This window comes from Zunongwangia sp., from assembly GCF_048269745.1.
Taxonomy (GTDB): Bacteria; Bacteroidota; Bacteroidia; order Flavobacteriales; family Flavobacteriaceae; genus Zunongwangia.
The window spans coordinates 25,342-38,649 of sequence record NZ_JBLXIB010000017.1; the positions used below are offsets into that span (position 1 = coordinate 25,342).

The 13,308-nt window shown below is 30.6% G+C and carries 14 protein-coding genes; 6 read left to right on the forward strand and 8 right to left on the reverse strand.

Annotation, left to right across the window (positions count from 1 at the left end):
- Nucleotides 1–25 precede the first annotated feature (25 nt).
- Nucleotides 26–1,099 carry an endonuclease/exonuclease/phosphatase family protein gene (locus ACN0WI_RS15240; protein ID WP_417887908.1) on the forward strand — a complete coding sequence of 358 codons (1,074 nt, stop codon included), beginning with the start codon at nt 26–28 and terminating at the stop codon, nt 1,097–1,099.
- Between the two features lie 68 nt (nt 1,100–1,167).
- Here ACN0WI_RS15240 and ACN0WI_RS15245 read toward each other — a convergent pair whose 3' ends face one another.
- The 4 genes from ACN0WI_RS15245 to ACN0WI_RS15260 form a co-directional block, all read right to left on the reverse strand.
- Nucleotides 1,168–1,560 (reverse strand): acyl-CoA thioesterase, encoded by a 393-nt coding sequence (locus ACN0WI_RS15245; protein ID WP_417887909.1) that lies wholly within the window; start codon nt 1,558–1,560, stop codon nt 1,168–1,170.
- 103 nt (nt 1,561–1,663) lie between these two features.
- Nucleotides 1,664–2,080: an NUDIX domain-containing protein gene (locus ACN0WI_RS15250; RefSeq protein ID WP_417887910.1), complete on the reverse strand. Its 417-nt coding sequence runs from the start codon at nt 2,078–2,080 to the stop codon at nt 1,664–1,666.
- Between the two features lie 5 nt (nt 2,081–2,085).
- Nucleotides 2,086–2,961 (reverse strand): DUF72 domain-containing protein, encoded by an 876-nt coding sequence (locus ACN0WI_RS15255; protein WP_417887911.1) that lies wholly within the window; start codon nt 2,959–2,961, stop codon nt 2,086–2,088.
- Between the two features lie 9 nt (nt 2,962–2,970).
- Entirely contained in the window at nt 2,971–4,332 is a 1,362-nt protein-coding gene (locus tag ACN0WI_RS15260) for an NAD-dependent succinate-semialdehyde dehydrogenase (protein WP_417887912.1), read from the reverse strand.
- Between the two features lie 148 nt (nt 4,333–4,480).
- Between ACN0WI_RS15260 and ACN0WI_RS15265 the strand changes: the two genes are divergently transcribed.
- On the forward strand, nt 4,481–4,888 hold the full coding sequence (locus ACN0WI_RS15265; RefSeq protein WP_417887913.1) for a glyoxalase: 408 nt from the start codon (nt 4,481–4,483) through the stop codon (nt 4,886–4,888).
- Here the strand turns inward: ACN0WI_RS15265 and ACN0WI_RS15270 are convergent.
- Both ACN0WI_RS15270 and ACN0WI_RS15275 read right to left on the reverse strand, forming a co-directional pair.
- Nucleotides 4,865–5,584, reverse strand: a complete 720-nt coding sequence (locus tag ACN0WI_RS15270; protein WP_417887914.1) for a DUF3307 domain-containing protein — start codon at nt 5,582–5,584, stop codon at nt 4,865–4,867. The two genes, ACN0WI_RS15265 and ACN0WI_RS15270, sit on opposite strands and share 24 nt — an antisense overlap.
- On the reverse strand, nt 5,581–6,240 hold the full coding sequence (locus ACN0WI_RS15275) for a SatD family protein (protein WP_417887915.1): 660 nt from the start codon (nt 6,238–6,240) through the stop codon (nt 5,581–5,583). Before ACN0WI_RS15275 ends, ACN0WI_RS15270 begins: the two co-directional genes overlap by 4 nt.
- Nucleotides 6,241–6,437: 197 nt before the next feature.
- Between ACN0WI_RS15275 and ACN0WI_RS15280 the strand changes: the two genes are divergently transcribed.
- The gene (locus ACN0WI_RS15280) at nt 6,438–6,887 is read left to right on the forward strand and encodes a transcription elongation factor (protein WP_417887916.1); all 450 of its coding nucleotides are present in this window, start codon (nt 6,438–6,440) and stop codon (nt 6,885–6,887) included.
- Nucleotides 6,888–6,891: 4 nt separating this feature from the next.
- Here the strand turns inward: ACN0WI_RS15280 and ACN0WI_RS15285 are convergent, their stop codons facing one another.
- Nucleotides 6,892–8,937 carry an HD family phosphohydrolase gene (locus tag ACN0WI_RS15285; protein WP_417887917.1) on the reverse strand — a complete coding sequence of 682 codons (2,046 nt, stop codon included), beginning with the start codon at nt 8,935–8,937 and terminating at the stop codon, nt 6,892–6,894.
- A gap of 115 nt (nt 8,938–9,052) precedes the next feature.
- On the opposite strand from ACN0WI_RS15285, the gene ACN0WI_RS15290 reads away from it, so the two are divergent.
- Together ACN0WI_RS15290 and ACN0WI_RS15295 are read left to right on the forward strand one after the other, a co-directional pair.
- A complete protein-coding gene (locus ACN0WI_RS15290; protein ID WP_417887918.1) occupies nt 9,053–10,231 on the forward strand; it encodes an acetyl-CoA C-acyltransferase in 1,179 nt (392 codons plus the stop codon).
- A gap of 30 nt (nt 10,232–10,261) precedes the next feature.
- Complete coding sequence (locus tag ACN0WI_RS15295; RefSeq protein WP_417887919.1) at nt 10,262–11,011, forward strand: NlpC/P60 family protein; 750 nt, start codon at nt 10,262–10,264, stop codon at nt 11,009–11,011.
- Nucleotides 11,012–11,039: 28 nt separating this feature from the next.
- Here ACN0WI_RS15295 and ACN0WI_RS15300 read toward each other — a convergent pair whose 3' ends face one another.
- Nucleotides 11,040–11,729, reverse strand: a complete 690-nt coding sequence (locus ACN0WI_RS15300; RefSeq protein ID WP_417887920.1) for a site-2 protease family protein — start codon at nt 11,727–11,729, stop codon at nt 11,040–11,042.
- Nucleotides 11,730–11,930: 201 nt separating this feature from the next.
- On the opposite strand from ACN0WI_RS15300, the gene xerA reads away from it, so the two are divergent.
- Entirely contained in the window at nt 11,931–13,139 is a 1,209-nt protein-coding gene (gene xerA / locus ACN0WI_RS15305; protein WP_417887921.1) for a site-specific tyrosine recombinase/integron integrase, read from the forward strand.
- The last annotated feature ends 169 nt before the right edge of the window (nt 13,140–13,308 follow it).

Here is a 13,308-nt window from a genome sequence, read left to right on the forward strand (position 1 = left end):
TTTGCTTTTCAATATATTGCAGATTATGAAGTTGAAGCGTTTTTTTCAAGTATTTGCTATACTGGCAATTGTACTAACTATTTTTCCATTTTTAGCAGCAGATTATTGGTGGATACGCATTTTTGATTTTCCACATGTTCAGCTAACAATTTTAACGGCTACAGCATTTATTCTTTATTTAGTACGGTTTAATATTCGTAAAACTAAAGATTATGTTTTTGTAGTAGCCCTAATAGCTTGTTTACTTGTTCAAGTAATTAAAATTTATCCATACACTCCTTTGAAGGATACAGAAATAAAAAACAGTACAATTACAGAATCTGGATTACGGTTAATGACTACTAATGTTTTACAGAAAAACAATCAGTATCAAAAAACGCTTCAAGAAATTAATTCATTAGATCCAGATATTGTAGTGTTAGATGAAACTGATAAAAAATGGGAACAATCAGTAATGCCAAACCTTAATAAAGATTATCCCTATCACATATCGGTTCCACTTTCAAATACTTACGGAGTTATGCTATTTTCAAAGTTGAAATTAATTAATCCTCAAGTTAATTATATGGTTGAAGATAGTATTCCCTCTTTAGAAGCTAAATTTATTTACAGAAAAGATACCATACAATTATATAGTATTCATCCTACGCCTCCGTTTCCAGACCAAAATCTAAGTTCAGCAGATCGAGATGCAGAAATTATGAAAATTGCATTCAAAGCAAGGAAAAGTAATTATCCGGTTGTTGTATTAGGAGATTTTAACGATGTAGCTTGGTCTGAAACTACTGTTTTATTTAGAAAAATAGGAAGACTTTTAGATTTACGAATAGGCCGTGGATTTTATAACACTTTTAATGCTAATAATTTTATAATGCGTTGGCCATTAGACCATATATTTGTATCTCCGGAATTTAGAGTAAAACAAATAAAAGTAGGTTCTGATATTGGATCCGACCATTTTCCGGCTTTTGCTGAATTAACCTATGAACCAGACAATACTATAATTCAAGAACCTGGTAGTCCCACAAAAGAAGAATTACAAAATGCTCGTTTACAAATTGAAGATGAAGTAAAAGAAGATCAAGAAAACAAAGAATAATAAAAAAGCGTCTTTTTTGAATTTGAAAAAGGACGCTTTTTTTATTGAATTATAACAATTAAGATTAACTATTCTTTATAAAGCCTATCTTTAACAAATTCTATTTTAGTTTTCCCATGTGGTTTTGCCTTTCCATCTTCATCTAAAGAAACCATGACAATCTTATCTACTGTAATAATTGTTTCATGTGTCATTTTATTACGAACTTCAGATTTTAAAGTTAAAGAGGCATTACCAAATTTGACTACTTCTATACCTATTTCTACAATATCACCTTGTTTTGCCGAACTCTTAAAATCTATTTCACTCAGATATTTTGTTACAGTTTTAGGATTTTCTAACTGAATAATACTATATAAAGCACATTCTTCGTCAATCCATTCTAATAATCTTCCTCCAAATAATGTGTGATTTGGGTTTAAGTCCTCTGGTTTTACCCATTTTCTTGTATGAAATCTCATTTTTTTATTTTAAAGATATGTTTAATTAGAAAGAGTTCATCAACTTTCCGATATCAAAAATAAATATATTAATAGGGATAATAAATGATAATGAATAGTTTTTTCAATAAAGAAATTTTTGAAGAGCTACACTTATAATTTTAGCATGATCGAATGCCAATTTTGGCAAATTATCAATATCAAACCATGCAGCATCCTCAGCATCATCAGATCCTACTAAGGTTTTATGATCGTTACAAACGCCAAAAAAAGCAATAGAAATTACTCGGCCTCTAGGATCTCTATCAACAGATCCAAATGCACCTACTTGTCTTAGCTTTTCTATTTTTAAACCACTTTCTTCTTCTAATTCTCTAGTAGCAGCCTGCATTAATTCTTCATTGTCTTCTACAAAACCACCTGGAATTGCCCAATAATCTTTGTAGGGGTCATTTTTACGCTGTATTAGCGCAATTTGAGTATCTTCTTTTCCATGGCATAGGATAATACTATCAACAGTAATTGCTATATTTTGTCTCATACTTACTAATTTAAGGTTTTCGGGATGGGGATTTCAGTTTTGAATTTTTTATTAAATTTTTGGATAAAATAGGAAGAAAGTAAAGGAGAAGCTTCTTCTATATTTTGGTGTATATAGAAATAAACTTCCTGTAATCCTTCATTTCTCCATAATTCTAATCGATCTATCCAGTCGTCTAATCGAGAATAATCAGAAGGATGATTTGCTCCATTGTAACGTATAAATGCGGTGGTGTTGGTTAAACGCATATGTATTAAATCACGCCGACCTGCTGTATCGGTAATTATACTAGCTATATTATGTTTTTTTAAAATGTTATTTAAGGCATTAGCTATTATTTCATTATTAATCCAATCGGTATGCCTAAACTCTACTGCTAGGGGAATTTCTTTAGGCCAATACGAAAAAAAAGGATCGAGACGATCTATATTTTTTGGAGAAAAATTATCAGGCATTTGCAAAAAACAAGTCCCTAATTTTTCCTTTAACTGGAGCATATTAGTAACCACATCATCAACTAATCTGTCGGTATCTAAAAGTCGTTTAGTATGACTTATTATTCTAGGTATTTTGGGAGAAAAAATAAAATCGGAATCTTCTGTTTTTTGATACCATTTTTTAAATTGTTCTTCCGGGAAAATTCTATAAAAAGCAGCATTAAATTCGATTGAATTAAATTGAGAAGCATAATAAACCAACTCGTCTTTGGTGCCTTTAGGATAAAAGTTTTTTAAATCTTTACGATTCCATTTGGCACAACCAATCCGAACATTTTTAAACCCATTTTTTTTATTTAGGTTTAAAACTTCTTTAGTTTGCGGATGATCTTCAGGTAACGTAAAATCTACGTTACCTGGATCTACTACTTTTCCAAATTTCATTATTCTCTGCTATTCATATATGTTGAAATAAACTGTTTTTCTATTTACAAATTCTTGAATACCGTGAGCCGCTAATTCTCTTCCATATCCTGAAATTTTTGTTCCGCCAAAAGGCAATCTCGGGTCACTTTTTACCAACTCATTTACAAATACAGCACCATCATCAAAAAGGGATACAATTTCTTCAGCAAATTTTAAGTTTTCCGTGAAAATTGAAACGCCTAAGCCAAAATCTGAATAATTTACTAGATTTATTGCTTCATCATTTTCTGCAAATGTAGAAACTGAAATTGCAGGACCAAAAGTTTCTTCATCAAAAACTCGCATTCCTTTTTTTACATTCGTAATAATAGTTGGTTCAAAAAATGCTTTATCTCGTTTTCCTCCTAGTACAATTTTAGCTCCTTTTTTTACTGAATCCTCAATTTGTTCTTCCAAATCTTCGGCTAAATCTTCTCGTGCTAAAGTAGCAATATAGGTGTCTTTATCCATAGGATCCCCCACTTTAAGCGCTTTTACCTGTTTTATAAATTCCTCCATAAATTCTTCTTCAATATTTTTATGGAGCAATAATCGTTTCCCAGCTATGCAGCTTTGCCCTGCATTTTGAAATCTGGCCTGCACACAGGTTTTTACCGTTTCTTTAATATTAGCATCTTCAAAAACTACTAATGCATTACTACCGCCTAATTCTAAAACTGTTTTCTTTATTTCTGAACCTGCTGTGGCGGCAACTGCACTACCGGCAGGCTTACTACCTGTTAATGTTGCTGCTTTAACCCTTTTATCTTTTAATATATTTTCTATTTTGCTACTACCTATTACTAAATTTTGAAAGCAAGCTTCCGGAAATCCGGCTCTTTCGAATACTTTCTGAATATTATTAGCACATCTCATTACATTGCTAGCATGCTTTAAAATACCAATATTCCCGGCCATTAGCGCAGGTGCTGCAAATCTAAACACTTGCCAAAATGGATAATTCCAAGGCATAACAGCTAAAACAATCCCGATAGGCTCGTAACTTACATAACTTTTAAAAGCATCGGTTTCTATAGTTTCATTACTTAAATGTTGCTCGGCATTTTCTGCATAATATTCGCATACCCAAGCACATTTTTCAATCTCTGCATTAGCCTGAGAAATTGGTTTTCCCATTTCTAGCGTCATTGCTTCGGCATATTCTTTTTTATTTTTTCGTAATTCAGCCGCCGCATTCTTTAATAGATTACTTTTTTCAGCAAAGCTTACTTTTCGCCATGTTTTAAAACACTCGTCTGCTTTTTGTAACGCATTCTCTATTTCTGTATCTGTATATTCTTTAAATTCTTCGATTACCTCTCCTGAATATGGATTTTTAGAAACAATCATAATTCAATTTTTTTTCTTTTAAAGGTACGCATCACAACAGGCATTTTCTAACGATTAATAGAATTTTAACTTGAAGCAAGACTTTATAACAATTTTTAATACCTAAGTTTGGTAAGCTTATTGATTTAATTTCTGAAAAATAATTTTTATGAATTCACGCGATTCTCAATTAATTGAAATAAGACCTATTATTGCATCTGCTACTGTCTCTGAATTTACAAGTCCAGAAGAAGCTTTCCAAAATAAAACACTACGCCCTATTGCAAAACTTCAGAATGATTTATTGGTAGCTGTATTTCGTAATTATATTAAAAAACATAAAAATACCTTTTATGAACTGAATTTAGAAAAACGACTAGCTTATATTGCAAATGCAATACAACGAGATGTAAAATTTAGAAATAGTTTAAAAGGAATTATTATTGGTCAGTTTACTATTGAAGAATACGAAACTTATATTGAAAACTCTTCTTCACTTAATAAGCGAATGATGAATTTAGTTAAACAACGTATTGAGGATAACTTGCAACTATTAGAGAAAAAATTGGCGTATTAATAAGCCAATTATAATTGTAATTGAAAAACTCATAAGCGTACCTATAAGTACATATTCGGTTTGCTTTCTAGCTGAAGCATCATTTTTATCGGCAAACCGAAGTATAGATTTTGCTGCAATTAAAAATCCTATTGCAGAAAAATGATTGGTGAGTATAAAAGTAAGAACCAAAACACGTTCGAAAATACCAATATATCTACCAGCATTTTGCAGGCTAAGTGGTTCCTTTTGATCTTTTAATATTTCGTTATGCCAGCGTTGGGTTGCTTTTCCTACAATAAAACCTATTGGAAATATTATAATTAAATACGCGACAATTACGGCTAAAAATCTTTCCGATTCTAATACAGTTATAATATAATCCTCTAATAAAGTAAACTGATTAGTTAAAAATAAGTAGGACATACATAGTATTACAATATGAAAAAACTGGTCAAGTAAAAAATAAGTGAGATTATCGTTTTTCTTTTTCAATTTCCATAAATCGATAAAAAAATGAGAAATCGAAATACCTACCGGAACTAGCCAAGCATCCCAATCTCTTAACAAGAGGTACGATAAAAAACCAGCTAAAAAAGCATGAATATATAAGAAAAGAGACTTTTCCTGTTTTGTTTGCTTCTCTAGAACAGCCTTCTTTGTTTGTAAAACAAAATCGGTTAAAATATGTGCTAATAAAAGTTGTATAAAAATCATAGCTTTTCAATAAAAGTCGCTGATATTTTTTTTTCAAAACGAGTTAAAAGTAAATCTATAACCTCCCAGCCTGCTGTTTTTTTGCGCTGATTAACTGCACTTTGACTAATATTTAATTTCTTTGAAATTTCAATTTCTTTATAACCATGTAATAAGTAATAAACAACCTCAGCCGAAGCAACACTCCAACGCTCTGCTATATAATCGAACATTGCCAAGCTTATATTGAATTCTTCATTAACTTCAGAATTAGGCGTGGCCAACATTAGTTTTCGTCCTGTATTCTTCATTTCGTCCAACGTTCGCCCAGAAAAATGAAAAGCTTCACCATTAGATTCTCTAATTTCTTCTCGTTCTAATTGATAATTTCCTATTCCTATAGCTAATTTCAAATCGGTTTTAGCATTTTTTTCAGTGTCATTAACAATAGCGTTAAGAGTAGATTTCAAAACTAATGCCACCCATAATGCTTTAGAAGGCTTTTTGATTATTGCCTGTATACTATCTCCTCGAAAAATATCGAAACTAGTGGTTTGTTCTGAAAAATTTTCTTCAATTCTAGAAAATTCGTTTTTTAAATTACTTAAAACAATCTCTAAAAACGAATTACTATATTTTGTAGAATCAATTAAATCGGCTGTAAGTACTGCAATCATAATTATAAATATACAAAATATAAGCTATAAACCTAATAATTTTAAATTATAAGCTTTTAGACTTATAATTAATAAATATAAGCTTATAGGCTTATTAAAAAACATACTGTTACTAGTGTAGATATTAAACTTTTACTAATTATTCTATCAGTTCGCTCGGTATCTGTAATTTTAAGAAAATTGAATAAATTAAAGCTATGGAAACCAACAAAAAAGAATTATTTTTTAAATGTTTAGATGAAATAAATGCTAAAATCGACCAATATCAATCTAGAATGGATCAGATTAAACAATCTATGGATGCCAACGGTATTAAGACTGATTATGATGAAGACAATAAAGGGGAAATGTTGAGTGATTTTGAGAGGCATACTGAACATTTAAGTGAAGCCCAAGAAATGAAAGAAACACTACAAAAAGTAGATCCGCAACTTACAAATAAAGCTGTTGGTTTTGGATCTGTAGTAGAAACTGATGAGCGTTATTATTTTATTGCAGTACCGCTAGGAGAAATTAATATGGATACTGGAAATACAATTTATGCAATTTCTACCGATGCACCTATTTATGAGGTACTTCAAAATAAAAAAGAAGGAGATACATTTACCTTTAATGATAAAGAGCATACAATTAAAGGTGTTGCATAACTCTTTATTCTGGATATTCAATTCGTAAATGGTAGATGTTCTTTAGCTTTCGCTTTAGAATTTTCTTAATCATTTGAATTTCCTTAAACGTAATATTAGAATTTAAAAACTGACCATCTTCCATCTGCTTATTAATAATTTTTTCTACAAAACTATCAATAAGCGAGGAAGTTGGTTCTTTTAAGCTTTTACTAGCAGCTTCTACACTATCGCACATCATTAAAATTGCCGTTTCTTTACTAAAAGGAATTGGTCCCGGATAACGGAAATCATCGGGATTTACATTTTCATTATTTTCTTGTGCCTTTTTATAAAAATAATATACGGTACTGGTGCCGTGATGCGTCCTAATAAAATCGATAACACGATCGGGTAAATTATTTTTTCTAGCAATTTCAATCCCTTTTATTACATGCCCAATAATAATCTGTGCACTTTCATGGGGTTCTAAATCGTCGTGAGAATTAACGGATGACACTTGATTTTCAGTGAAATAAGTAGGATTATTCATTTTGCCAATGTCATGATATAATGCTCCTACCCTAACAAGCATGGTATTTGCATTAATTTCGTTTGCTGAAGCTTCTGCTAAATTGGCAACATTTAAAGAATGGTGAAAGGTTCCTGGTGCTTTTTCAGACATCTCTTTTAGTAGCACACTATTAGTATCTGATAATTCTAGTAAAGACATATCTGAAACCATTCCGAAAATCTTTTCATAGATATAAATTAATGGCTGAACAAATAAGGTTGCTAAGCCTCCTAGTAAAAAAGTCAGAAAAACTTCCGCTTTTATATCATCTACATTTCCTTCTTGAATAATGGTAAAAGCAAAATAGGAAACAATATACACTAACGTAATTTGTCCTACAGAGATAAAAAGATTGGCTCTTTTATACAATTCCGATATTGTAAGAATGGTTACAATACCTGCTATAATCTGCAAAAACATATATTCGTAACTATTAGGAACTATAAACCCTAAAAGTAAAACTGTTATTACATGAGTAAATAAACCTAATCTTGCATCGAAAAATGCCTTTAAACTCAATGGTAAAATACATAAGGGTACTACATATACATAGTTTGCATTAAAGTTAACCACTACGGTAGTTAACATCAACATAAAAGTGATATTAAAGAAAATAAAAGTAACTTTTACATTGTTTTCAAATATATCCGGCCGGTATTTTCGGATAAATAATAATAACATTAATAACGCCATTGCTACTAATGCACTGTAGCCTACAATTATCCAATTATAGCTGGTTTTACTCCATATTTGGGATTCGTATTCATTTTTAAGAGATCTTAAAATATCATATTTATTACCTTCTACAACTTCACCCTTAGCAATAAGCCTGCTCCCCTGTTCTATGTTTCCACGAGTGTATGATATATTGTCTAATTTACTTTGTAAAACACGCTCGGTAAACTCATTATCGTAAAAAATATTAGGCTTTATACTATTAAAGAAAACTTCTAACAGCTGATTATTAAATTGCTCTAAATTAGCATCAAATATTTTTTGGTTGAGATAATTTCTAATCTCACTTTGTTTAAATACATTTTTATACGGAATTTCAAAAGCTTCATTTCCTTTTCGGAGATAAATTAAATCTCCCGGATCCATTTGGTCGTTACTCTGAATTAAACCATACCGATAAATTTCATTAAGTCTAGAAGTAACAAAGTTGGTAATTAGGCTTCTGTTATTGCGTAAAACACTATCGCTAAATACTTCGTTAATTTCTGTTAGAGCTCCATTTTTAACTTCATCAGAAATTTCTTCGTCATATTTATAATAGGGAATATTATTATCTATGATCTGTTCGCGTTCCAGCTTCAATTCTTCCTCGGATTTCAGAATTGCAAAATCAAAAGGAGCATATAAACTTTCGTGTTGCCAAGGCTTACCTTTGGGAATTTCATACTTAAATTTTCCTCCTTTAGGTAATAAATAAACTATTAAAACAGAAGTGAGTAAGGCTAAAAATACCTTATAAAATAATGCTTGATTTTTATATAATTTATTTACAAAATTGACCATACGTGTTGGATAATGCTCAAATGTACTAAAAAATAGATATCATAAAACTGGAAAGACGAGTGTTATTTATAAATTCACTAAATTAGTAGACCATCAGTAACTTAAAATATATTTTATGAATAATGAGGTAGTAATAGTAAGTGCAGCCCGTACACCAATTGGTAGCTTTTTAGGAAGTCTTTCTAACATTTCTGCAGTAGACTTAGGGAGAATTGCCATTAAAGGAGCTTTAGAAAAAATAGACTTAAACGCTAATTTAGTTGAAGAAGTAATTATGGGTAATGTAGTGCAAGCCGGAAACGGACAGGCACCTGCTAGACAAGCTGCATTAAAAGCTGGTATACCAGATACTGTACCCTGCACTACCGTAAATAAAGTTTGTGCAAGTGGTATGAAAGCCGTAATGCAAGCTGCACAATCTATTCTATTGGGACATAATAATATAGTAATTGCTGGTGGTATGGAAAATATGAGTCAAATCCCTCATTATGTTCAGATGCGAAAAGGTCAAAAATTTGGACCATCGACTTTAGAAGACGGATTACAAAAAGATGGCTTAGTAGATGCATACAATGGAAATGCTATGGGTGTAAGTGCCGATTTGTGTGCAAAACATTATAATATTACTAGAGAAGAACAAGATGAGTTTGCATTAAACTCATACAAAAAAGCAGCTTCTGCCTGGGAAAATGGAAAATTTAAAGATGAAGTTGTTCCAGTTTCTGTCCCACAAAGTAGAGGTGAACCTTTGATTATTGATGAAGATGAAGAGTTTAAAAATGTACACATCGATAAAATCTCTTCATTACGGCCAGCTTTTAGTAAAGCTGGAACTGTTACTGCTGCAAATGCCTCTACCATTAACGATGGCGCAGGAGCAGTTGTTTTAATGAGTAGAAAAAAAGCAGAAGAATTAGGAGTTACTATTTTATGCACCATTAAAAGCTTTGCTGATGCTGCACAAGAACCTAAATGGTTTACCACATCTCCGGCAAAAGCATTACCTAAAGCTTTAGAATTAGCCGGGAAATCTTTAGCTGATATCGACTATTTTGAATTTAACGAAGCTTTCTCGGTGGTAGGTTTAGTTAATTTAAAATTATTAGGTATTTCTTCTGAAAAAGCTAACGTTAACGGAGGAGCTGTTTCCTTAGGACATCCTTTAGGTTGTAGCGGAGTACGAATTTTAATAACTTTAATGTCGGTTCTTTCACAAAACAATGCTAAATTCGGTGCCGCAGCAATATGCAATGGCGGTGGCGGTGCTTCTGCTATGATTATTGAGAGAGTTTAAAATACGATATATTATAAAGTTTTTAATTGAATGCAATACGGAATTTGCCCTTTAAGTATTATTCCTTTACGGATAATGCCTCATGATGAAAGTGAATTAACATCGCAACTTCTTTACGGAGAACATTTTAAAATTTTAGAGGAACGTGCTGAATGGAGCCGAATTCGGGTGGCCTTTGATGGTTTTGAAGCTTGGGCTAAAAACAAACAATTAAAAAAAATTCCTAAAAGTTTATATACTGAAATAGATAATACTCCGCAAAAATTAGCTGGAGATTTAATCGAATTTTTAGTATCTAAAAAGCAAGAACTAATCTTAATTCCCTTAGGGTCTTCTTTACAAGTATTAAATTTTTTAGAACATAGTTTTGATGGTAATAGCGTAGAAGGTACATTCCACAAATCTAATATTATAGAAACTGCATTATTTTACCATAATGTACCCCATCTTTCTGGTGGAAAATCTCCCTTAGGAATAGATGCTAGTGGCTTCACCCAGATGGTTTATAAATTAAATGGGTATAATTTAAAAAGAAGTGCAATTTCCCAAGCAAAACAAGGAGAAGCTCTTAGTTTTATAGAAGAAAGCGAGCCCGGAGATTTGGCCTTTTTTGATGATCAAGACGGAATTATAAACCATGTAGGCATTATAATGGAAAATAATTATATTATCCACGTCGATGAAAAAGTTCGTATCGATAGAATCGACCATTCTGGTATTTTTAATATTGAATTACGAAAACACACCTATAAACTTAGAGTAATAAAGAAAATAATATAAGATTAGTAAATAATCGAAATTATAGAATTTAAATAGGGTTTCTCGGGAATATTTCAATTCGGTTATTGTCGTGATGCTCATCTTCAATTATAGCCAATTTACTGGGTCTATTCTGCTTAGCCCTTTCTACAGAAACTTTTCGAGCATCTTCATATTTTTCAAATTCTTCTAATTTTTCTTCATTTTCAGAATATAAAATCCATTTATTATTCTTTTTATGCCATTTTAACTGATACATTTTTTGACGAATTAATCCTTTGTCTTTAGCAAGTAAATAATAAATAATTTTACCATCACTATAATTCCCATCTGGATAACTCATCGGAAAAAGCGCAAAAAAGACATAATATAATGAGAAATATAAAAATTGATATGTAAAAATATTGGGCTCTAGTACTCCCTTAGAAATTATTAAAATTAAAATTGCAGATGCTATACAATTGCTAATTGTCCCACCAGAATAAATTAAAATATTTCTGAAACTAGATTTCTCATCAATGTTTTCAAAATAACAAAATCCGTAATAAAAATAATATTTTCGAATTTCAAAAAATCTATTACTAAATATAATTTTACCAGAACCTATAATTACTTTTATATTTTTAGCGCCTAAAATTCCTGCAAATAGCATATGACCAAGCTCATGAATTAGAGAAATTATAGGCATTACAACAAAAAATGCTAAAAATAATTTGGGTATGTCTTTAAAATCGAACATGCTTATTTAATGTAAATGAATTTCGAAAAATAATAGATTTAAATTGGTTATTATCTTATAAAAATCAATTTGTATTCAATTTAACTAAAATCACATTTTTTAATTTTTTTTAAAACAAAACACTTAAACAAAACATTACTAAGCATTTAACTATTTTTATGTATTTTTGAAAATTGATAGATTTAAGAGAAGTTAGAAAATATGAAGAATGTTATTAATCTTAGTCCGCTATACCATAGAGCAGAAAATATTGTTGCTATAGAAACTTTAAACACATTGGAAAATCGAAGCTTTATAAAGAAGTTTGGCGGCGTAAAATGGTCACAAACTCATAAGACATTTTATTTTTCACATTCTGAAGATCGGCTAAATCAGTTTATATCATACTGTATTGCTGCAAAATATTTTGTAAACTATAAGCAATTCTATAAAAAGCAAACTAAAGCATCAGAAACTTCTACTAATACAACTTCAAAAGCAATAATATCAACTAAAGATTACTATAAGCAGTTACCGCTACATTCTAAACAAACATTAAAAGGATTTATAGGATTTTTAAGAGGGAAACGCTTAAGTGAAAGCACCATAAAAAGTTATGGATATTTTGTATTACGTTTTATCCATTTGTTAAAAGATAAAGATATAGAAACTTGGAATAATAGAGATATTGATAATTTTATGACTCATGTTGTAGCAGCAGAAAACTATAGTATTAGTAGCCATCGGCAGTGTGTAAGTGCTATTAAATATTTAAGTGTTTATTGTAATTTACCAGATTTTGATGCTACTGATTATAATCGACCTAAAAAAAGTAAATATTTACCAACTGTTTTATCTGATCAAGAAATTTTAAATTTAATCCAAGTTACCAGAAATTTAAAACATCGAACAGTTATAGCTCTATTATATTCGGGTGGTTTACGGATTGGAGAATTATTAAGTTTGAAAGTAAATGATATTGATTTTTCAAGAAACATTATACATGTTAAACAAGCAAAAGGTAGAAAAGACCGAATAGTATCGCTTAGTGAACGCATAAAACCTCTTTTGCATAATTATATACATACATATTCGCCTAAAAAGTTATTAATTGAAGGGAGAGACAGTACTGCTTATACTCCAAGTTCTGTGAGAGCTTTTTTATATAGGTCTTGTAAATTAGCAAGAATATATAAAAAAGTTACTCCTCATACCCTACGCCATAGTTACGCGACACATATGTTAGAAAATGGTGTTGATATACGTTATATACAAGAATTATTAGGACACTCAAAACCAGAAACTACTATGATATATACTCACGTGGCTCAGAAAGATTTACATAAAATTCAAAATCCATTAGACACTGCTATAGAACGGATAACAAATTCTTCTAATAAACACAAAAAAGTGTCGATATCCCGCTATTAATACCAATAAAAGGTTATTTTTATGTTTATATAACGAGTTGGCATTAATTTGAAAAAAATAGTCTGTATATTAATTTTCATTATTTACTCTGTGAATTCATTTTCTCAGAATCACCAGAACGTTCTATTAATTAGTGGATTTGATAAATATGAATATTCCATAGCGTTGA

What these genes read in the sequence shown, in the direction of transcription:
- ACN0WI_RS15240 (WP_417887908.1), top strand. Translation starts at nt 26, where the DNA reads ATGAAGTTGAAGCGTTTTTTTCAAGTATTTGCTATACTGGCAATTGTA.
- ACN0WI_RS15245 (WP_417887909.1), bottom strand. Translation starts at nt 1,560, where the DNA reads ATGAGATTTCATACAAGAAAATGGGTAAAACCAGAGGACTTAAACCCA.
- ACN0WI_RS15250 (WP_417887910.1), bottom strand. Translation starts at nt 2,080, where the DNA reads ATGAGACAAAATATAGCAATTACTGTTGATAGTATTATCCTATGCCAT.
- ACN0WI_RS15255 (WP_417887911.1), bottom strand. Translation starts at nt 2,961, where the DNA reads ATGAAATTTGGAAAAGTAGTAGATCCAGGTAACGTAGATTTTACGTTA.
- ACN0WI_RS15260 (WP_417887912.1), bottom strand. Translation starts at nt 4,332, where the DNA reads ATGATTGTTTCTAAAAATCCATATTCAGGAGAGGTAATCGAAGAATTT.
- ACN0WI_RS15265 (WP_417887913.1), top strand. Translation starts at nt 4,481, where the DNA reads ATGAATTCACGCGATTCTCAATTAATTGAAATAAGACCTATTATTGCA.
- ACN0WI_RS15270 (WP_417887914.1), bottom strand. Translation starts at nt 5,584, where the DNA reads ATGATTTTTATACAACTTTTATTAGCACATATTTTAACCGATTTTGTT.
- ACN0WI_RS15275 (WP_417887915.1), bottom strand. Translation starts at nt 6,240, where the DNA reads ATGATTGCAGTACTTACAGCCGATTTAATTGATTCTACAAAATATAGT.
- ACN0WI_RS15280 (WP_417887916.1), top strand. Translation starts at nt 6,438, where the DNA reads ATGGAAACCAACAAAAAAGAATTATTTTTTAAATGTTTAGATGAAATA.
- ACN0WI_RS15285 (WP_417887917.1), bottom strand. Translation starts at nt 8,937, where the DNA reads ATGGTCAATTTTGTAAATAAATTATATAAAAATCAAGCATTATTTTAT.
- ACN0WI_RS15290 (WP_417887918.1), top strand. Translation starts at nt 9,053, where the DNA reads ATGAATAATGAGGTAGTAATAGTAAGTGCAGCCCGTACACCAATTGGT.
- ACN0WI_RS15295 (WP_417887919.1), top strand. Translation starts at nt 10,262, where the DNA reads ATGCAATACGGAATTTGCCCTTTAAGTATTATTCCTTTACGGATAATG.
- ACN0WI_RS15300 (WP_417887920.1), bottom strand. Translation starts at nt 11,729, where the DNA reads ATGTTCGATTTTAAAGACATACCCAAATTATTTTTAGCATTTTTTGTT.
- xerA (WP_417887921.1), top strand. Translation starts at nt 11,931, where the DNA reads ATGAAGAATGTTATTAATCTTAGTCCGCTATACCATAGAGCAGAAAAT.